The 20,018-nt window shown below is 36.2% G+C and carries 17 protein-coding genes; 7 read left to right on the top strand and 10 right to left on the bottom strand.

Translation table 11 applies throughout. The features are described from left to right. On the top strand, positions 1 to 4,396 hold a 4,396-nt coding region (locus FKZ43_RS06190), incomplete at its 5' end, for a FlgD immunoglobulin-like domain containing protein (RefSeq protein WP_320415051.1). 111 nt (positions 4,397 to 4,507) lie between these two features. Here the strand turns inward: FKZ43_RS06190 and FKZ43_RS06185 are convergent. The 3 genes from FKZ43_RS06185 to FKZ43_RS06175 all read right to left on the bottom strand — a co-directional run bounded on the left by FKZ43_RS06185 (position 4,508) and on the right by FKZ43_RS06175 (position 6,344). After that, positions 4,508 to 5,023 carry a nitroreductase family protein gene (locus FKZ43_RS06185; RefSeq protein ID WP_140945001.1) on the bottom strand — a complete coding sequence of 172 codons (516 nt, stop codon included), beginning with the start codon at positions 5,021 to 5,023 and terminating at the stop codon, positions 4,508 to 4,510. Further along, positions 5,010 to 5,954 carry a radical SAM protein gene (locus FKZ43_RS06180; protein WP_140945000.1) on the bottom strand — a complete coding sequence of 315 codons (945 nt, stop codon included), beginning with the start codon at positions 5,952 to 5,954 and terminating at the stop codon, positions 5,010 to 5,012. The genes FKZ43_RS06185 and FKZ43_RS06180 overlap by 14 nt, the downstream gene beginning before the upstream one ends. A 66-nt stretch (positions 5,955 to 6,020) precedes the next feature. Further along, positions 6,021 to 6,344, bottom strand: coding sequence for a hypothetical protein (locus FKZ43_RS06175; protein ID WP_140944999.1), 324 nt, complete (start codon positions 6,342 to 6,344; stop codon positions 6,021 to 6,023). A 197-nt stretch (positions 6,345 to 6,541) separates the two neighbouring features. On the opposite strand from FKZ43_RS06175, the gene FKZ43_RS06170 reads away from it, so the two are divergent. The 6 genes from FKZ43_RS06170 to FKZ43_RS06145 are packed head-to-tail and all read left to right on the top strand — an operon-like array spanning position 6,542 to position 12,752. Beyond that, the gene (locus FKZ43_RS06170) at positions 6,542 to 7,501 is read left to right on the top strand and encodes a site-2 protease family protein (protein ID WP_140944998.1); all 960 of its coding nucleotides are present in this window, start codon (positions 6,542 to 6,544) and stop codon (positions 7,499 to 7,501) included. Positions 7,502 to 7,510: 9 nt separating this feature from the next. Next, on the top strand, positions 7,511 to 8,323 hold the full coding sequence (locus FKZ43_RS06165; protein WP_140944997.1) for a hypothetical protein: 813 nt from the start codon (positions 7,511 to 7,513) through the stop codon (positions 8,321 to 8,323). Further along, the gene (locus FKZ43_RS06160) at positions 8,320 to 9,831 is read left to right on the top strand and encodes a WD40/YVTN/BNR-like repeat-containing protein (protein ID WP_140944996.1); all 1,512 of its coding nucleotides are present in this window, start codon (positions 8,320 to 8,322) and stop codon (positions 9,829 to 9,831) included. The genes FKZ43_RS06165 and FKZ43_RS06160 overlap by 4 nt, the downstream gene beginning before the upstream one ends. Positions 9,832 to 9,868: 37 nt before the next feature. Further along, entirely contained in the window at positions 9,869 to 10,747 is an 879-nt protein-coding gene (locus tag FKZ43_RS06155) for a PorV/PorQ family protein (protein ID WP_219916508.1), read from the top strand. A 21-nt stretch (positions 10,748 to 10,768) separates the two neighbouring features. Next, positions 10,769 to 11,632 (top strand): PorV/PorQ family protein, encoded by an 864-nt coding sequence (locus FKZ43_RS06150; protein WP_140944994.1) that lies wholly within the window; start codon positions 10,769 to 10,771, stop codon positions 11,630 to 11,632. A gap of 4 nt (positions 11,633 to 11,636) precedes the next feature. Further along, the gene (locus tag FKZ43_RS06145; RefSeq protein ID WP_140944993.1) at positions 11,637 to 12,752 is read left to right on the top strand and encodes a glycosyltransferase; all 1,116 of its coding nucleotides are present in this window, start codon (positions 11,637 to 11,639) and stop codon (positions 12,750 to 12,752) included. Here the strand turns inward: FKZ43_RS06145 and FKZ43_RS06140 are convergent. The 7 genes from FKZ43_RS06140 to FKZ43_RS06110 are packed head-to-tail and all read right to left on the bottom strand — an operon-like array spanning position 12,747 to position 20,008. Next, a complete protein-coding gene (locus tag FKZ43_RS06140) occupies positions 12,747 to 12,926 on the bottom strand; it encodes a hypothetical protein (protein ID WP_140944992.1) in 180 nt (59 codons plus the stop codon). The two genes, FKZ43_RS06145 and FKZ43_RS06140, sit on opposite strands and share 6 nt — an antisense overlap. Then, positions 12,914 to 13,789, bottom strand: coding sequence for a prolipoprotein diacylglyceryl transferase (locus FKZ43_RS06135; RefSeq protein WP_140944991.1), 876 nt, complete (start codon positions 13,787 to 13,789; stop codon positions 12,914 to 12,916). Before FKZ43_RS06135 ends, FKZ43_RS06140 begins: the two co-directional genes overlap by 13 nt. Positions 13,790 to 13,793: 4 nt before the next feature. Beyond that, positions 13,794 to 14,201, bottom strand: coding sequence for a hypothetical protein (locus FKZ43_RS06130; protein WP_140944990.1), 408 nt, complete (start codon positions 14,199 to 14,201; stop codon positions 13,794 to 13,796). Continuing rightward, entirely contained in the window at positions 14,176 to 15,501 is a 1,326-nt protein-coding gene (hisS, locus tag FKZ43_RS06125; protein WP_320415050.1) for a histidine--tRNA ligase, read from the bottom strand. The genes FKZ43_RS06130 and hisS overlap by 26 nt, the downstream gene beginning before the upstream one ends. Further along, on the bottom strand, positions 15,461 to 15,928 hold the full coding sequence (locus FKZ43_RS06120; protein WP_140944989.1) for a PTS sugar transporter subunit IIA: 468 nt from the start codon (positions 15,926 to 15,928) through the stop codon (positions 15,461 to 15,463). The genes hisS and FKZ43_RS06120 overlap by 41 nt, the downstream gene beginning before the upstream one ends. A 14-nt stretch (positions 15,929 to 15,942) precedes the next feature. Further along, positions 15,943 to 18,468 (bottom strand): sugar phosphate nucleotidyltransferase, encoded by a 2,526-nt coding sequence (locus FKZ43_RS06115; protein WP_140944988.1) that lies wholly within the window; start codon positions 18,466 to 18,468, stop codon positions 15,943 to 15,945. Between the two features lie 58 nt (positions 18,469 to 18,526). Next, positions 18,527 to 20,008 (bottom strand): amino acid permease, encoded by a 1,482-nt coding sequence (locus FKZ43_RS06110; protein ID WP_140944987.1) that lies wholly within the window; start codon positions 20,006 to 20,008, stop codon positions 18,527 to 18,529. Positions 20,009 to 20,018 lie beyond the last annotated feature (10 nt).

Genomic DNA, 20,018 nt, shown 5'->3' with positions numbered 1-20,018 from the left:
TAGCGGATATGTTTTTATTCCAACAAGTGGTAGTTATGAGTTTAGTTTTGATAAGGATTATGATAGTCGCTTTATCGTTACGATTGATGATACACTTCTTTTTGACTATTCTTGGACATATTCAGGTAGTGGTGTGAGGAATTTAAGTGCTGGATATCATAAGATAAGGGTTGAATATATTGAATATTATGATGCAGCATATTTTACACTTTATTGGCGTGGTCCATCTTGGACAAGTGAGACATTGCCTATTAGAGCTTTTTCACTTGGTTTGTCAAGTGAGTTTACGCTTATTTTATCATCTAGGTTACCATTGTCGGATAGTTTGGTTAGCATAAGTGTAAGTGCTGTTAGGGATTTATACGGCAATGAGTCGGGGGATTTAAGGTATGATTTTTATCCTGATGATGGGAATGAAAATCCTGTTGTTGAGATATTAAGTGGGTATGTTGAAGCAAGTTCTGATATAAGGATAGATTACAGGATAAGTGATGTTGAGGGGGATGTTGTTAGGATAAGGGTTGAGTATAGCGTTGATGATGGTAATAATTGGAGGGTTGCAAGTTTATTTGGGGATACATCCAACATAGTTAGGGATAGATATGTTGGATATTTTGTTTGGCGTAGTTTTGATGATTTGCCAGATTATGATGGTGAAGTTGTTTTGAGGGTGACGCCAAGGGACCAAGACCCGCATAATTGGGGAATGCCTGGGGAGATTAAGTTTAGAGTTGATAACTACCAAAAACAAAAAGTAAAAGTGTTTTTGGTTGATACATTGTTTGAATACTCTGATAGTGTTAAAATTGGGTATTTAATTGAGGATACTACGGGGGATCAGTTAATGATAAAAGTTTTGTATGTTGTGGGTTTAGATTCGCCAAAAGCTGGGAAAATAACTGGGATACCTTCAAAGGTTGATACATCAAAGTATAGGGGAATATTTACCTGGCTTAGCAAAGAAGGTCTTGACAAATTTGATGGATTTGTCAAGTTGTATTTTTATGCAAGTGATGGTTGGGGTGATGGGATAGGGGATTCGCTTAGCTTGAAGATTGATAACAATGATATACCGTCGGTTGAGATTGTGCCAATTTCTGTGGAGGTAAGTGACTCAGTCAGGGTAAGTTTCACACTTATGGATAGAGAGAATGATACGTTGAGAATTTCGCTTGAATATTCGCTTGATAGTTTAAATTGGAGGAGGGCAAAAGTTTTTGGTGATACTATAATTCCTGCATCAAGGTATTCATCTGAGATTATTTGGCTTTCAAGTGATGATGTGCCGGGTGAGGACAGGATTGTTCATCTTAGGCTCACACCATTTGATAATGATACGGGCAGGGCTGGAATAATTTCAATGCATCTTGACAATAATTATCCACCTGTTGCAAAAATTGACTCCATATTTGGTTCAAAGCGTAGGACTGGAGCATATCGTGGGGATATAGGGATAAGTTTTAATATAAGTGATGCAGAAAGTGATTCGGTCAAGCTTTATTTTAAATTTAGACATTATTCGCCAGATTCTACTTGGAGGACTGCAAGTGTGAGTTGGGTTAGAAATGCTATAACACCTGGGGTTTACTCTACAATTTGGCATACGATGGATGACCTGCCTGAATCATCTGGAAGATATGTATTTGGTGTGTTTCCGGAGGATAATGATGTTGGGAGGTATGATTCCGTTGTATTAAATGTTGACAACATAGGTGTGCCTGCGGTTTCCGCTCTTTCAATTTATGACTCAAGTAAAATTGAATTTTCTGGGGATATAACTTTCAATTACAGAGTCATTGATGAGGAGGGGGATACGATAAGATTGCGATTTGATTATTCAATAGATAACGGGCAAACTTGGAGGGGTGCAACAGTTGTTGGAGACACGATTTTGAGCGATTCATCAAGATATGTTGGTTATATAACTTGGCGTTCTGAATTTGATTTATGGGGGGTAGATATAGATAGTGTTCTGTTTAGAGCAATACCTTACGATAGGAATCCCGGTTTGCCATATATATCATCACCATTTCATCTTGATAACAACGAGGAGCCGAGTGTGGTGTTGAATAGTTTGGTGGGTGAGCAGAGCGATTCGGTTAAGATTTTATTTAATGTTAAAGATAGGGAAAGAGATAGTGTGGCGCTTGTGTATGAATATTCTGTTGATGGTCGGAGTTGGCACAAGGCTAAGGTAATTGGTTATGATGTTGTTGATTCAAGCAGATATAGCAATTTTGCTATATGGTTGAGTCGTGTTGATCTTCCTGATTTTGACTTGAGGGTATATTTCAGGATTACACCATTTGATAAAGATAAGGGAGGAAGTGATTCAATTTATTTTTCACTTGATAACTATCAGGGTCAAGTGGTTTTGATATCGCTTGTTGATTCATTGGCGGAATTATCAGATAGTGTTAAGTTGAGGTATACCGTTATAGATACGACTGGGGACACACTGCGAATTTTTGCGAGGTATAGCGTTGATGGGGTCAATTGGAGATTTATGACACTATCTGATTCCATTGGGGTTATTGATACATCTAAATATAGCGGAGAGATAGTTTGGCTTTCTAAAGTAGATCTGCCATTTTATGATGGATTGGTCAGGTTGAGCTTTGATGTTTCAGATGGATGGGGTTTTGGTAAAAAAGATACGATAAGTTTCCATCTTGATAACAACGAGCCACCGAGGGTCACTTATATTGAGACACCTGAGATTGAGGTTGTGGGTAGTTATTCTATTAAGTTTATAGCATTGGATAGGGAGAGGGACTCGTTGAGGTTTATCTATGAATTTATGATTGAGGGAACATCATCTTGGCAACCGGCGACGATTGAAAGTGTTTCAAAGAATGGAGACACAATAATTGCAAATTGGAGAACGGATATTGACCTATACAATCAAGATGTTTATGTTTATTTTAGGGTCACACCACTTGATATTGACACGGGTAGGGCTATGACAACTGGTAGATTTAAAGTTGACAACCAAACTGGACCTGTTATTATATCTGTTTTGCCATCAGATGTGGCGTTTTATAATGACACGATAAAATTAAAATTTGATCGGAAGGTGCGATACAACTCACTTTTGAGCGCATTAAATATAAACGCTTCAAGGACTGGGGTGCATCATTTTTCGGTTATGCCTTCGGTTGATGATTCAGTATTTAATGTGATTCCTTTGGTAAATTTTGCATCGGCTGAGACAGTTTTTATTTCCATAAGTGGTGATTTCAACTATGGTGTTAAGGACTTGTTGGGGAATCCGCTTGATGGGAATAAAAACGGTGACCCTGAGGGTTCTCCAAGTGATGATGTAAAAATTTCCTTTGTTACAAGTTTGCTTGGTGATTTTAACCTTGATAAAAAGGTCAATTTGTCTGATCTGAACGAATTTAGAAAGATTTGGAACTTTCAGCTCAAACATCGGGAGATCGGTCCAGCACTTGGGCAACCTCCGCAGATGATACCACAACCGGATGGCAAAATAGATTTTGAAGATTTGATGGTTTTTGTGATGAATTGGAATTGGACAGCAAAGACAGGTGGATTTAAACTTGCTGGCAAACTTTCGGAATATCTCCAGAATAACAATAAGGAATTAGTTGCGCTTTCGGTTGAGAATCAAAACAGTGACGAGATTTCAAATCACTTTGATGAAAGGATGATAGAATTTGTCAGGTTGAAAGATAAAAATTTATACGTCCGTGTTGGCGATAATGACAAAGATGTAGTTACATATAAGGTCAGCTTAAATTTCCCGGATTCTATAACAGCGGTAGAGGTCGTTTTGAAATATAATCCAGATATTTTAAAAGTTTTGGAGGTAAGAGACCTAAAAGCTTTTAATGTGATAAACGATGGTAAAAATGTATTTTTGTGCTATGTTGATTCATCAAACGGTTTAATCATCATTAATGTGGCAAACTTCGGCAGATTGGATTTAGTTGAGAAAATTGATATTACGACTTTAACCTTTTCTACTCATATAAAAGACGAAGTTGGTGCTTTACTTGCCTGTGAAGTCATAACAAGTCGTGGGGAAACCTATGATTTATCAAAGGTTGTTAAAATTAACACAAAGCCAGAAACCCCAAGCAGTTTTGAACTATTGCAGAATTTCCCGAATCCATTCAATCCAATTACAGTCATAAGATTTCACGTTCAACAGAGAAGTAAGGTAAAAATTAAAATTTATGATATAATCGGTCGTGAGGTTTTAACTCCGATAGATGGTGATTTTGAAGCGGGATATTATGAGTTTGTTTGGGATAGTAGAGATAAAAACGGGAATGAGGTTGCAAGTGGCGTATATACTTATGTTATGGAGGCGTTTGAAGAAGGTAGATTGTTATTCAGGCAAGTTAGGAAAATGGTCATGATAAAATAAATTTTTTGGGGTTCTTACAGTTAAGATTAATTGAAGTAGTTTTTGATTTCTATTGGTAGGGAAGGTTGAAGTTTACATAATATGCCTTGGGTTGAAATAAAATAGAGGTAATTACAATCCATGAAATAAATCTTCAATTCTTCTCCTTGGGGTTGGTTCGGGTTCCTCATCTGGAAATCCAATTGGCAAGATTGCAACTGGGATTAAATTTTCACTTGCTCCAATTATCTTTAAAACCTCTCTTTCATTAAACGCTCCAACCCAAACGCTCCCAAGCCCAAGTGCAGTAGCTGAAAGATGAGCGTATGTGCAGGCTATCGTTGCGTCCTGAATGCAATATAATTTTCTACCACGCAATCCATATCTAACTGCGGATCTATCAGGATTGGCACAAAACACAAACGCTATTGGCGCTTCAGCTATGAAATCTTGATCAAACGCTGCTTTTGAAATTTGCTTTAATTTTCCCTTATCTTTAACTATAAAAACTTCAAATGCTTGTAAATTGCCAGCAGACGGAGCAAGGTTGATCGCCTCACAGATAAATTTAATTTTTTCTTCAGGTATATCAATTGGTTTAAATCTTCTAATAGAACGTCTTTTTTTAATGACTTCAAAAAATTCCATACCATGAACTTATTTCAATTCTTGAAAGACCAAATTTAATTGCAAGTTTTACAGCTTCACTATATTCTTGCGGGGTTATTCTTCGGGCAAGTTCTGGTTTTAGATATGCATTGAAGCAGGGTCTATATTGTGCCATTATGTTCACATAGGTATTCTTTGAGATTTCGTTCGCCAAGAACTCAAAAACTTTTTCTGAGCCAGCGATATTATTTGGTAAAACAAGGTGACGGACAAGCAATCCCTTAACAGCAACACCATCAACTATTTTCAAGTCCCCAACCTGGCGCCACATCTCTTTTACCGCTTCACGAACAACATCCCAATAATCAGGAACACCAGAGTACCTCAATCCATAAAAATTATCCGAATATTTTATATCGGGCATGTAAATATCAATGATGCCATCAAGCAATTTCAAAGTTTCAACTGACTCATAACCGCCACAGTTATAAACTATTGGAATTCTCAACCCTTTTTTAACAGCGATCTCGATCGCTTCTACAATTTGTGGAACATAATGCGTTGGCGTCACAAGATTGATGTTATGACAACCGATCCTTTGCAAAAAAAGCATTGACTCAGCAAGTGTTTCAACCGTGACAATTTCACCGCGTTTAAACCTGCTTATTTCATAATTTTGACAATAAATGCAATTCATATTGCAACTTGCAAAGAAAATAGTCCCAGAACCATTAGTTCCAACCAAACAATTCTCTTCCCCGAAGTGAGGGTGAACACCTGAAATTATCAGCTCCTTCCCTACCCTACATTTGCCCTTTCTTCCAAGATTTCGGTTAACATGGCAATTTCGTGGACATAGGGTGCAATCATTTAAAATTTGCCTTAAAATTTCAACTCTATCCCTTAAAATTCCCTTTTCATTAAGCTCCACATATCTGGGCTCGTATTTGAATGAAATCAAGGTTTTCATAGAGGTCAGTTTAAAATTCAAACTAAAACAAACCCCGGGGGAAGTTCCCCCAGGGAGTTACTTACTTTACGCTGTGGATTTTGTCAGTGCACCCCAAAATCCAAGGACGATCAAAATAATGCCAAGAATGATTGCGTTTCCGATTCCCTGTAACCCAGAGATAAAGGCAGTGATACCAAGCCATATACCAGCTAATCCAATTACAACCGAAAAAACTTTCAACAAACCTTTAAGCTGACCGAAAAAAAGCCATAATCCAAGGGTGAACGAAAAGATCCCCGTTAGGAGATACAGCACCTCAAAATTCTCTTTTGATACAGAAACACTCATTAAACCTTGACCGAGAAGTAGCCAAAGCCCGATTAGGAAGGTTACCCAAAATTGCCACATGGCGGACCTCCTTAATTTAATTTTATTTCATCGCTCGCTCTTTTTAAGCGAGCGCTATTTTCAAGGGAGACAATTCAAGAGAAAGAAAAAAGCAATATCCAAAAATTAAATTAAAAAATTTTTAACTTATTTTCAAGTCAAGAAATTTGACTTTTTCTCAAATTTTGTTCAAATTCATTAAAAAAGTTAGGCGATAGATGAGTGGTTCTGAATTTTATCAACTTTTTAGCTATCGGGAATATAGACCAAATTACGCACTTCATTTGCTTTTGTTTGTGGTAACTTTCCTAACAGTTGCGATCGCTGGAGTGCAATGGATATTAAAAGACCCATATGAGTTGAGTAATTTACATCTTGGATTGCCTTACGCTCTCTCAATTCTTTTCATAATCGCCTCACATGAATTCGGACATTACTTTGCAGCTAAAAGACACGGTGTTGTAACAACGCTTCCCTTCTTTATTCCTTTCCCTCCTATTCCATTTGTCCTAAACTTTGGAACACTCGGTGCGATCATAAGGATAAAATCAGTTGTCCCTAACAAAAAGGCGTTGTTTGATATAGGGGTTGCCGGTCCAATTTCGGGATTTATTGCTACTTTACTTGTGCTAATTTATGGATTTTTAAACTTGCCTGATGTGGAATATCTTTATCAAATTCATCCTGAGTATCGCTTTCTCCCAACGCTTCCGAAAGGCGATTTAACATTTGGAGATACATTGCTATTTTTGATTTTTAAAAAATTTTTCTCTTTAATAAATCCCGATGCTTTTATCCCCCCGATGAATGAAATTTATCATTATCCGTATTTATGCGCTGGTTGGTTTGGTCTTCTTGTAACCGCTATGAACTTAATCCCGATTGGGCAACTTGATGGCGGACATATAATTTTTGCCATGTTTGGTGAAAACCATAAATATATAGCCAGAGGCTTCTTTTACAGCCTTATCGTCCTTGGTTTATTTGGAATTTTTGAACAAAATATCGGCTGGCCAGGTTGGCTTGTGTGGGCACTGGTTTTATATTTTGTTGTAAAAATAGAACATCCACCAGTCGGAACTTTTGGTGTGCTTGATAATAAAAGAAAAATAATTGGTTGGATAACAATCGCAATATTTATTCTTTCAATTTCTCCTGTTCCCATAACAATAAAGTGATAGCTGAGAATGAAAAAGATCATCCCTGTCTTGCTTTTGTCATTTATTTCCTGTCAGAAGGAAGATACATCTATGTTTGATGTCGTATTTTCAAACCAGCCGATTATAAAATCCGCTACCATAGAGCCCAAAGCTATAAATCTTGATAGCGTTTTAATTGGCGGTGAAAAGAAGCCAGAAGATACAATTTGGGTAAAGTTCAAAGCGACAGCTATCGTCTATGACATAGATGGTCTCAACGATATCGCAACTGTTAATCTTGAGGTCATAAACCCAATCAAAAATTTGACCCTGACTCGTGGAGACCTTCAAAGAATAAATGACTCAACTTTCACTTTACAAGCAAGTTTCAATGTTCAGAGGAAAGACGACGGAAATTATTATGTTAAATTTTCTGCAAGAGATAAAAATAATTTGCCAAGCAACGAGGTTTACTTAAGTTTAAAATTATATAGGGGAAATCGTCCGCCGTTTATATCTGATTTAAAAGCGCCAGATACTGTTTTTGTCCAAGATCAAACAACCTTGATAAAAATCAGCATTAAAGCCACAGATCCAGATGGAATTGAAGATATAAAAACGGTTCAATTCAACTCATTCAAACCTGATGGAACACCTTCATCAGGGAATCCGTTCAAGATGTATGACGATGGTAATTTAAGTGGAATTAGTGGTGACGATATTGCCGGAGATGGTATTTACTCAATTATAATCCAACTCCCCCCTAACACCCAAAAGGGGAAATATAGATTTGAATTTCAAGCAATTGATAAATCAAACACAAGCAGTAATATCTTAACACATTATATCTATGTGCTATGAGATGGAATACTTTATTGATAATTTTTGCTCTAAACTTTTCACTTGCACAAATCAAGCTTAGCTACAAATTGGATTCAACCGACTTTTCCGATCTCCCAGCGGGAAATGTTGTGACGAATATTTCAATTTGTGATGATAAGGTGTGGATAGGAACAAGTAAGGGATTAAGCAGAACAACGGATGGCGGAAAGACATGGAAAAACTATTATAACACACCGGAATTTGGAACAAGCAAAATTTCAGCGATCGCTTGCAGTGGTGAAACTGTTTGGGTCGCTATTGCTAGAACCGTTAAAATTGAAAACAATGAATTTCCCGAAGGGCTTGGACTTTTATATTCAACGGATGGAGGTGAAACTTGGACGAGGGTAAACCAACCTATTGATAATAGAATAGATACTATTGAAATTTACGGCATTAACAAATTAAAAGCATTGCCCATTACAACAACGATAAATAATATAACATATGATATAGCGCTAACAAAAGATGCAATTTTCATTGCTTCTTTTGCTGGAGGACTTAGAAAATCAACCGATATGGGAAGAACTTGGCAAAGGGTCGTTCTACCTCCCGATAACTTAAATCAAATAAATCCTGGCTTGGATTTGAATTTTGAACTTAATCCTGTCAAAAATTATAATCACCGTGTATTCTCAGTTATCGCGGTAGATGATTCAATTTTATGGGTTGGCACTGCAAACGGAATAAACAAATCAACTGATGGAGGAAAGAGCTGGGTTAAATTCAATCACCAAAATCAAACTAATCCAATTTCTGGAAATTTCGTAGTAGCTCTTGGAAATCAAAAAGTGAAAAGAGCAACAATGGAGGAAGAAAATATAATTTGGGGTGCAACGATAAACGCAAACGACCCCGATGAATTCAAAGCTTTGAGCTATTCAAGAGATGGTGGGAACTCTTGGAAAACAACTTTAATTGGTGAATTTGTCCATAACATCGCCTTTAAAGATTCAATTGTTTATGCGGTGAGTGATAACGGATTTTGGAGGTCAAACGATTTTGGAGATTCTTGGGAAAGATACACAAGGATGACAAACATTTTTACAAGGCAGGAAATTTACACAACTGTTTTCTATAGCGTTGGAGTACAAGCCGATACCGTTTGGATCGGTAGCGCTGACGGTCTCGTTAAATTCATTGATTCAGATACGAAAAAATGGGAAGTTATAAGGGCTTATGAAAAAGTTTATAATTCAGATAAAACATACGCATATCCAAATCCATTTTCCCCACTTAATGAAGTTACGAGGATACACTATGCTGTTGATAGAAATAATTCAAATGTTACGATTGAAATTTTTGATTTCTCAATGAGGAAGATAAGAACTGTTGTAAGAAACGCGGTAAGGAATGGTCCGAGGGAATTTGATGAGATATGGAATGGCCGGGATGAATCTGGAAATGTTGTCCCAAATGGAGTTTACTTCTACAGGGTTAAAATAGACAACAAGGAAGTATATGGCAAAATACTCGTTATTCAATAGCATAAAGATCGTTTTAATGACTGTATTATTTCAATCAATGGTTAATTCACAAAATCTTTCAATTGCGTCGTTTTCACGACTTGGCTTTGGGGCTAGAGGAATTTCCTTGGGTAATGCAATGGGAGCAGTCATAGAAGGAGAAGTAAATGGTTACTATAATCCTGCGGTTTTGCCATTCGTTAATTTAAAAAGAGGCACATTGACAGTGGGTTTTCTCTCGCTTGACCGAACCCTTGACTTTGTACACTACACTCAATCACTTTATCCGACGGCTGGCTTTTCCTTTTTTTTGATAAGAGCTGGTGTAAAAAATATTGATTTAAGAGATGTTGATGGTTTTCATATAGAAAATTTTAAAACAAGCGAATATATGTTTGGATTTTCATTCTCAAACAAATTAACCCAGAAATTTTCAATTGGTTTATCGCTTAAATTTTACTATAGCGAAATTTATCATGACTTTAATGCGCGAACCCTCGGTGTTGATTTTGGTTTCATTTTTAAATTACATGATAACTTATTTTTTGGCTTTGTTCTTCAGGACTTAAACGCTAAGTATAGATGGGATTCAACAAACCTATATGGAGAAAAAGGTCATCTTGTGATAGAGCGATTTCCTATTACTAAAAAAATCTCAACTTTTTACAAACTTAAAGATAAAATCCTTTTATCATTTGATTTCAGCTTTGTGGAAAAACAAAAAAGGATAAATTTGGGCTTAGAAACATATCCTATTGGTAGAAATCTTTCACTCAGAGGTGGATTTGACATGTTTAATACCCCTTCTCTATCTTTGGGCTTTGGACTGCGAAGGAAGATTAGCAAAGTTATTATTTCATTTGACTATGCTTATAAATATGAGGTTAATGTTCCATTCGCCTCAGTTCAATTTTTAGGTATTGGAGTAGAGATTTAAAACTTAAAATTTAAACCTGTGATGAAAAAAATAATTTTTATTTTTTTAATTACCTTGAAATTTGTAGCTGTCAGCGGTGGCAAAAGTAATTTTAATTTCTTAACTATAGGCATAGATGCAAAAGCGGTTTCAATGGGAGACGCTGTGGTTTCATCACCAATTAGTTTCGGCTTTATCTATTACAACCCAGCGATTTTATCTATGATTGAATCTCCCAGTGTGATGCTTTCTTATCGCAACTGGATGGTGGACGGCGATATTCTTTATAGCGCAATTGGCATAAAAAATAAATTTATTAACATGGCTTTATCCCTTCACACCTTGATAATATCGCACATAGAATTAAGGGAGAAACCGGGTGACCCAATTAGCTATTTCTCAGCGCGGGATATGGCTATTTCTTTTTCAATTTCTCCAAATTTCAAATCAAAATTTAAAATCGGGCTAACTACGAAATATATATTAGAAAAAATCTATGTATACGAAACCAACACCTTATCTGCCGATTTAGGTTTTTTATATACTTTAAATCTCAAAGAATTTGAACTTAACTTGGGTGGAGCAATAAGAAACATTGGCATTCCTTCATCTATTGTGTCATTTGGAGCATCCACAAAGTATGCCACCAATTTTGCAAAGTTGCTTCTAACTTCCGAATTAAGATATAGAACGCTTGAAAAAAGGTTTTTATACGGCTTTGGCTCAAGCTTTGAATTTAACTCTATCTTAAATTTTCAAGTAGGCTATGAATTTGGTTTGTATGTGCACTCTTTTAAATTTGGACTTGGGGTAAAAGTTGCAAAGTTCATTGTTAACTATGCATATTCACCTTTTGATTATAGTTTACCTTCTTCACATACATTATCATTAATCTATAAACTTTGAGAAGATGAAAAAAATACTCATTGTTTTTCTTGGAAATATTAAAAATGATTCAAGAAGTTTCAAAATTTATAAATCCTTAAAGGAGGCTGGCTATATCGTAAAAGTTATCTGTGCTGCTGAACCTAATGAACCAATTATTGAAAGCAATGATGAAGTAATACATATAAAACTAAGAAAATTCAGAAGAGCGCTTTTTAAAATTTTGTCTTTTTATTTTAAATCACTGCCTCTGATAATAAAAATATGCGCTGATATAGTTATATCATCGGACTTATTTTCACTTCCGATCGCATGGCTAATCTCCGTAAAATGCAATGCCAAAATGATCTACGATTCAAGGGAGTTTTACTCCTCCCTTGCTTCAACCAAAAATAGGCGTTTTGTCCAAAAAATAATATCATTATTTGAAGAAATTTTTACTTTAAGATGTTCAGTAATTTTAACGGTTAATCAATCCATTGCTAAGTTAATTTCAAGTAAATTTGAAAAACCAATTTTTATTGTAAGAAATTTTCCAACTGTTAAATGGAAATCAGAAAAAACATTTATCTACAAAAAGCAAATAGAAAATGCCCTTCTTTATCTTGGTCTTTTTCATCAAGATAGAGGATTTGATATTTATTTTGAGCTAATTCAAAGGTTATCCTTTGAATTTAACGATATCAAACTTTTAATCGTAGGTAAAGGTGAATTAAAAAATCTACTTCTGGAGGAAATTCAAAAGCGAAATCTTGAATCCAAAGTTGAAATTTTAGGTCCTTATTCCCCGGATGAAGAAATAAAATTTCCGAATATCAAAAAAATTGTAGGTCTTTGCATAATAAAACCTGTTTCGCTTAGTTATTTTTTCTCTCTTCCGAATAAAATTTTTGAGTATATACAGGCAAAAATACCATTTATCGCCAGTGACCTGCCTGAAATTAGAGCTATTATTGAGACTTACAAAGTGGGTATACTTGTAGATCCATCAAATATAAGTGAGATTGTTGAATCCACGAGAAAACTTTTGACTGACCATAATTTGTATCTCACGATGAGGGATCATTGTGAGCGTGCCACAAGAGAGCTAACATGGGAAAATGAGATTAAATCCTTATTGGATGTTTTGGAGATACTATAATTTTGCTTTATTTTTCCATCCAATTTTTTCAATTTGGCGTCCAATTACAAAAATTATCACCCCTACACCGGTAAAGATCATCTCATTTCTCATGCTACCTTGCAATCCTGCAATTAATCCAATCATCGTTTCAGTTATTCCAATCGCCTGCAAAATTTTTCCTAAAATGACCATTTTTTCCCACGAACTTTTTTAATTAGAAAAACACCCACTAATAACAGGAAAATTGAAATAACTTGTGCTTCAGTTAGACCTAAAATCAAAGGTGGGTTCAATCGTAAAAACTCTATTGTAAATCTTTCAATAGACGAAAGAACTAAATAAATTCCAAAAAGTTCACCAGAATACTTAACTCTATTTCTAAAGAAATAAAGCAAAATGAAAATTAAAAGCATAATCAGAAACTCATAAATCGGGGTTGGATGGAGTCTGATTGTTTTATCAAACTCCGTGATAAATCCAAATTTGTCTTCTCCTACTATTTTTGAGGACAAAATGTGGTAATTATACTTTTCGGCGAGTTCTGGAAAGCGTTCAAAATATTCACGAAGCGCATATGTTGGCTTTAATGTTCCATTGGCATAGATAGTTCCCCAAGGCAAAGACGTTGGAATGCCATAGTCACCATCACCAGACAGGTGGCATCCTATTCTTCCAATACCATAACCAAGTGCTACTGCAGGTGCTATTGCGTCCAAAACTTTTAAAACCGGCAACTTTTTTCTTATGACATAGACGAATAAAACGATGAAGGCAAGAATAAAACCACCATACCAGGTTAAACCACCAGCTGAAAATATCATTTCAAGAGGGGATTTGATGAAATCGCTAAAATTTTCAAGAAGATATAAAATTTTTGCTCCAATTATACCAGAGACAACGGCTAGAACTACCATTTCGTTTGCGTAATTGATATTAAATCGCAACCTTTTGAATTCGCGACTCACTAAAAAATCCGCTACAAGAAATGCAATCGCCATCATCAAACCATAACTGTAAATTGGAATCGGTCCAATTTGAAATAAAATAGGACGCATTCTATCAACTTACTTTTATTTTTACAAATTTATTTTTTTGCGGTTCACTTTTAACTTTTATTCTGTCATCAGTTATTAGAACTTGAAACCTATTTTTGATTTTTTCCTTTTTAACTACCGTAATTTTATAAATCCCTTCCTTATATCCATAAATTCTATACTCAAAACGAGCCGGACCGAATTGTGAAATTGGAGAGCTAGGCGGTTTAAAACCAAGTATTACAAATGTCAACTGATTGTCTTCTTTTTGAACTTCAACATTCAATTCATAAGAAAACGCAACGAAGTGTTGAGTTGTCTCTATTAAAAATTTTAAAAATTTTTCATCTTTTATCTCATCGTAGTCAATAGATAGATAAAGCGTAAAGTCATATTTGAATTCAGGCTCAATTCTTGGTGATTTCCTTGGCATATTTATCAACAATATATTCTACAATTTTACCAAATGGCACCTCAACTTGTTCACCGCTATTCATATCTCTTACAAGGCAAACATCTTTTTCAATTTCACTTTCACCTATTATAACAACATAGCGTGCCCCTTGTCTATTTGCTTCTTTCATCTGGGATTTCAAACTTCTATTTAAGAGGTCAATTTCACATGGTATAGATTTCTTTCTGAGTTCTTGAGCTATCTTTAAAGAATGAAGTTTAGCTCTGCTCCCCACTGATGCGATAAAGATGAGGTTTTTTTTATCTTGACCGAAGTTGTAATTATTTTTCTCAAGAATTATAAGCAATCTTTCCATACCTAAAGCAAAGCCAACTCCTGGAATATCAGGACCACCAATTAAGCTTGAAAGCATATCGTATCTTCCTCCACCTGCAATAGCATCTTGTGAACCGAGCTCTTTACTTAACACTTCAAAAGCTGTTTTTGTGTAGTAATCAAGACCACGAACTAAGCGGGCATCAACTTCATATGATATGCCAAGCCCATTAAGGTATGCGAGTAATTCTTTAAAATGAGCATCACACTCGTTACAAAGGTAATTTAAAATTTTAGGGGCATTTTGAACTATTTTTCTATCAGATTCATCTTTTGAATCAAGAATACGGAGGGGATTATACTCAAAGCGCTTCTTGCTTTCTTCAGATAAACTATCGTAAAAATTTTTTAAATAATCCCGCAAAACAACTTTATATTTAGGTCTGCACTTCTGACAACCGACGGAATTAATTTTTAACAAATAATTTTTTACACCAAAGCTATCAATTATGTGAAGTGTCAATGAAATTATCTCTGCATCAACCTCAGGGTTTACACTACCGATCGCCTCAGCACCTATTTGATGAAATTGTCTTAAACGACCTGCTTGAGGTCTTTCCTGGCGAAACATAGGAGAAATGTAATAAACTTTGAAAAGGGGGACTTTTTTATTTATCTCATATTGAATGTATGCTCTCATTACCGATGCAGTCATCTCCGGCTTTAAAGTTAACTTGGTTCCACCCTTATCTTTAAATGTATACATTTCTTTACTCACAATATCGGTTAGTTCACCAATACCTCGAGCAAACAGTTCAGTTTCCTCAAAAATTGGCGTTCTTATTTCTTTGTAGTTATAAAGATCAAAAATTCCACGCACTTTTGTTTCTATATGTTGCCATTTAAACGAATCTTCAGGTAAAATATCTTTCGTCCCACGAACATTTTTTAATGCTTTTCTCTCACCCAAGATATCTTTCCTCTTCAGTTTTAAATAATTCAACAACTTCCCTTGGGGTTTTAGCGTTTAACAGTTTTTCTCTGAAATCGTTGTCATTCATCAACTTTGAAACTCGGCTCAATAATTTAATGTGAGGTCCGACCATATTATCTCTCCCAACAATCAGGAATATAAGGCGAACAGGTTCACCATCAAGCGATTCGTAATCAATTGGCTTTTTAGTAACGGCAAAAGCTGCTACTATATCAGTCACGGCGTCTGTTTTCCCATGTGGAACAGCAAATCCTTTTCCAACCCCTGTCGTCATAATCTTTTCACGCTCAAACACCGCTTCTCTTACTTTATTTGCGTTTTTTACCTTATCTGACTTAGCTATAATATCAACAAGTGCATTTATTGCATCTTCCTTTGTGGAAACATCAAGTCCAACAACAACGAAATCCTCAGTTAATATTTCGCTTATCTTCACCTTTTCCCCTTATTTTATTTTTCTTGCAACATTATCCAACTTCTAACCTTCTCTGAGTATTCACCGATCAACTTATCAACCATTTTTTCATCATTTGACTCAACGAAAAGATGAACCTCGCTTCTTTGTCTATCCGGAAGTATTAAAACCCAGGTTAAATCATCAAGGAAAATTTTAACGCCATCAATAAGTTGCCTTTTGGATTTTTCACTTTCAAGTGTAGCATATCTCATAACTTTACCTTTAAGATCACGCGGACATGGAATTGACAACCTTTTCAAAAAAAGCTTTGGCAATTTCTCTTCAATTTCTCCAATCTTAAGTTCAGCTAAAGCCATAAGTTCAAGTATTTTTGAAATGGCGAACATGCCATCAGAGGCAAATAAAAACTCCGGAAAAATAAAACCACCTTTAGTTCCACCGACAAATTTAATCTCTGGATCTTTTAACACAGCTTCCATCATTCCATAATGTGAGTTCTTTGTTCTAACAACTTCAATGCCATACTCGCTCGCGATTAAATCCACTTCAAGCGATGCGGAAATGGGTACAGCGATTTTTTTTACCTTCGTAGCATTTACGCTTAAGAAAAGCTTCGTTACAATTGAAAGCAAACGATTGTCTGATAGTAATTTCCCTCTTTCGTCAATTAACCAAATTCTTTCCGCCCCCGGATTTAGCATAAAACCAACATCGCATTTAATTGAAGTTACAATCTGCGATAGTTCGTCCACCGCCTTTTTAAACTCCTCATCAGACCTTGTTAATTTAGTGGGCTCAAGATATGCGTTTAAGGATATGACCTGACACCCAAGCTGTCCAAGGATATTCGGTAAAACTGTTACAGCTACCCCATTTGAATAATCAATCGCAATTTTAAAACTTTGTTTTCTGATCGCATCAATGTTGAGTGCGGATAAAAATTTTTCAACATATCCTTCAATAGTTCTGACAGGGAAATTAATCGTTCCGACTTTATCATGGGGAACTCTTGGAAAATCCTCTCCAAAAAACAACCTTTCAATTGCTTTCGCCTTTCCTACTGGTAAATCCATACCGTTAGAATCAAAGAATATAATATCGGTTTGATTTTTATCCACTGGAGATTTGCGAACATGTAGACCTCCGGCGTATCTACCGCTGCGAAGCTCATGGCGAACCATTGGGATAGACGCAATTCTTATATCATCAACATTTAATCCTGCCGAGATTAACCCACAAATCAAAGCTCTGTTCATCATCCTTGAGACATTATCTGCATCACGGCTCACGATAACGGTTTTCCCTTGCCCCAGTAAAGCACCAAAAGCAGCCCCAAGCTTTGCACCAAATTCAGGTGTCATTTCTATATTTGAAATACCGCTTACCCTTGCCTCAGTAAAAAGCTCGCTTAACCATTTATCTTCCCAAACTAAACTTTTTGATAAAATAGAACCATCTTCAACAACTTTTAATGGCCATAACTTTATATTTGGAAGCAACTTCGCTGAGCTCCCAATTATACAACGATCGCTTATAAAAACATTCTCGTTTATCTCAGCCCCCTCACCGATAAAATTATCATAGCCGATCACATCAAGTGTTAGCTTCGCTCGTCTTTTAACTTTTGTTCTATCCCAGATAACTGAGTCAATTATCTCGCACTCATCTTCTATTTCACAAAATGAACCTATCACTGAATTAATAATTTTTGCTTTTTTGCCTATCCTTGTATTATTCCCAATCACCACAACACCTTCAAAACGGTCGTAATCCGCAACTTTCACATTTTCCCCGACATAAATTACGCCTTTTGGAGTTTCAATTCTTTCACCTTTGATCTCAATCTCAACCTGTCCAGCTAAACAATCAAGGTGCGCCTCAAGATAGTCACTTAATGTTCCGATGTCCCTCCAGTAACTTTCAGCTATATAACCGTAGAAGGGAAATTTTTTCTCAAGTAGGAGCGGAAATAAATTTTTGCTGAAATCAAATTCTTGTTTGTAGGGTATAAATTCAAGCACCGATGGATCAAGAACATAAATCCCTGTGTTAATCGTATCACTGAAAACCTCCCCCCAGCTTGGTTTTTCAAGAAAACGAATTATCTCTCCACTATCTCTTACAATCACTATACCATAAGGTAGTGGGTTTTTAACCCTTGTTATAACAATTGTCGCTTTTGACTTTTTATCGTGGTGATATTCAATTGCTTTAGATAAGTCAATATCTGTCAAAACATCACCGCTAATGACAAGAAATTCATCCTCACCGATGAAATTTTCGGCATTTTTAACACTTCCAGCTGTCCCAAAATCAGCTTCAGCCTTCACATAAGTTATATTCACACCAAAATCCTTTCCGTCTTTGAAGTAATTCATTATGACATCTGGTTGATAATAAACTAACGCGATGATGTCGGTTATTCCGTTCTTTTTTAGGAGCGTAATTATTCTATGCATTATTGGTATATTTACTATCGGAACCATCGGTTTAGGGATATTCATCGTCAGAGGTCTGAGACGAGTTCCAAAGCCACCAGCCATAATCACTGCCTTCATAAAGACATTATCAAGTTTGTTTTTGCTTAAATATAACACAAAGAGAGAAAATTAACAATCATGATTTGCTCTCCCTCTCAATAAGCTTACTATGTTTAATTCCATAAACGAAGTAAATCGCTAAGCCGATCAACAGCCAAATGAGGAAGCGAATCCAGGTTATTAACGGTAAACTCAACATAAGATAAAAACACGATAAAATTGCAAGGATCGGCACAATTGGGACAAGTGGTGTTTTAAAGTGTCTTTTCGTTTCAGGCGAAGTATATCTTAAAATGAGAACACCACCAGAAGTCAAAACAAAAGCAAAAAGAGTTCCTATATTCGTAAGCTCAGCGGCTTCTCCTATATCTGCAAATGCAGCTGGTATAGCGACAAAAACACCGGTGAGTATTGTTGTCACATAAGGTGTTTTAAATTTCGGATGAATTTTAGCAAACCATTGAGGGAGAAGACCATCCCTTGCCATTGAAAAAAATATCCTTGGTTGTCCAAGCTGAAAGACAAGTAAGACCGCCGTTGTTGAGACCACAGCGCCAAAAGAGACAATCCCAGCTGCCCAATTCAAGCCGATAACACTAAAAGCTTTTGCAAGTGGCTCAGGAACATTTAACTCGGAATAGTGAATCATCCCGGTCAAAACAATCGCCACGGCAATATATAATATCGTCGTTATAATTAGTGAAGCGATTATCCCGATGGGTAAATCTTTTTGCGGATTTTTTGTCTCTTCAGCAGCTGTTGAAATGGCATCAAAACCAATATATGCAAAGAAGACAAGTGCAGCTCCCGTCATTATCCCTTTCCATCCATTGGGTGCGAAAGGATGCCAGTTTTCTGGCTTCACATAAAAAGCCCCAACAATTATGAAGAATAATAAAATCACCAGTTTAATCGCAACCATAACTGCATTAAAAGTGGAACTTTCTCTTATTCCAATCACGAGAACAACGGTTATTAATGCTACGATTCCAAAAGCTGGTAAATTAAAAAAAATCGGTATTGTTTTATTTAAAAATGGTAGAGTTAGCTTGGGCGCTGAGGCTAAAATTTCGGGTGAATTCAAGGCACGCACATAATCAGTTGTGAGCCAAGCTGGGAGCGTGATTCCAAAACCTCGTAGCAGTTCAACAAAGTATGCGGACCAACTTATAGCAACGGCGATGTTTCCAACCGCATATTCAAGTATTAAATCCCATCCTATTATCCAAGCGATAAATTCGCCAAAAGCAGCATACGAATAAGTATATGCGCTACCCGAAATTGGGAGCATTGATGCAAGCTCAGCGTAGCACAAAGCAGCAAACCCACACGCTAAAGCAGTTATGATAAATGAGATTACAATCGCTGGTCCAGCTCCAATATGATGAGCACCACCTGCCGAAGCCGTTCCCGTGAGCGCGAAAATTCCAGCTCCAATTATAGCTCCGATACCAAGGGCAGTTAAATCAAACGCACTCAGTGCCCTTTTTAACCTATTTTCCCCACCTTCCGCTTCTGCCAAAATTTGAGAAATTGATTTTTTTCTAAATAAATGCACTTTTCTTCAC

Origin of the sequence: Candidatus Thermokryptus mobilis (assembly GCF_900070205.1) — a bacterium.
Taxonomy (GTDB): domain Bacteria; phylum Bacteroidota; class Ignavibacteria; order Kryptoniales; family Kryptoniaceae; genus Kryptonium; species Kryptonium mobile.
Note: the sequence above shows the minus strand (reverse complement) of the source record. Positions and strands in the feature narration are given on the sequence as shown.

Excerpts from the sequence above, each read along its gene's own strand:
- FKZ43_RS06170 (WP_140944998.1), top strand. The coding sequence starts at position 6,542 with ATGAGTGGTTCTGAATTTTATCAACTTTTTAGCTATCGGGAATATAGA.
- FKZ43_RS06145 (WP_140944993.1), top strand. The coding sequence starts at position 11,637 with ATGAAAAAAATACTCATTGTTTTTCTTGGAAATATTAAAAATGATTCA.
- FKZ43_RS06115 (WP_140944988.1), bottom strand. The coding sequence starts at position 18,468 with ATGAAGGCAGTGATTATGGCTGGTGGCTTTGGAACTCGTCTCAGACCT.
- FKZ43_RS06180 (WP_140945000.1), bottom strand. The coding sequence starts at position 5,954 with ATGAAAACCTTGATTTCATTCAAATACGAGCCCAGATATGTGGAGCTT.
- FKZ43_RS06130 (WP_140944990.1), bottom strand. The coding sequence starts at position 14,201 with ATGCCAAGGAAATCACCAAGAATTGAGCCTGAATTCAAATATGACTTT.
- FKZ43_RS06175 (WP_140944999.1), bottom strand. The coding sequence starts at position 6,344 with ATGTGGCAATTTTGGGTAACCTTCCTAATCGGGCTTTGGCTACTTCTC.
- FKZ43_RS06155 (WP_219916508.1), top strand. The coding sequence starts at position 9,869 with ATGGTTAATTCACAAAATCTTTCAATTGCGTCGTTTTCACGACTTGGC.
- FKZ43_RS06150 (WP_140944994.1), top strand. The coding sequence starts at position 10,769 with ATGAAAAAAATAATTTTTATTTTTTTAATTACCTTGAAATTTGTAGCT.
- FKZ43_RS06140 (WP_140944992.1), bottom strand. The coding sequence starts at position 12,926 with ATGGTCATTTTAGGAAAAATTTTGCAGGCGATTGGAATAACTGAAACG.
- FKZ43_RS06185 (WP_140945001.1), bottom strand. The coding sequence starts at position 5,023 with ATGGAATTTTTTGAAGTCATTAAAAAAAGACGTTCTATTAGAAGATTT.
- FKZ43_RS06160 (WP_140944996.1), top strand. The coding sequence starts at position 8,320 with ATGAGATGGAATACTTTATTGATAATTTTTGCTCTAAACTTTTCACTT.
- FKZ43_RS06135 (WP_140944991.1), bottom strand. The coding sequence starts at position 13,789 with ATGCGTCCTATTTTATTTCAAATTGGACCGATTCCAATTTACAGTTAT.
- FKZ43_RS06165 (WP_140944997.1), top strand. The coding sequence starts at position 7,511 with ATGAAAAAGATCATCCCTGTCTTGCTTTTGTCATTTATTTCCTGTCAG.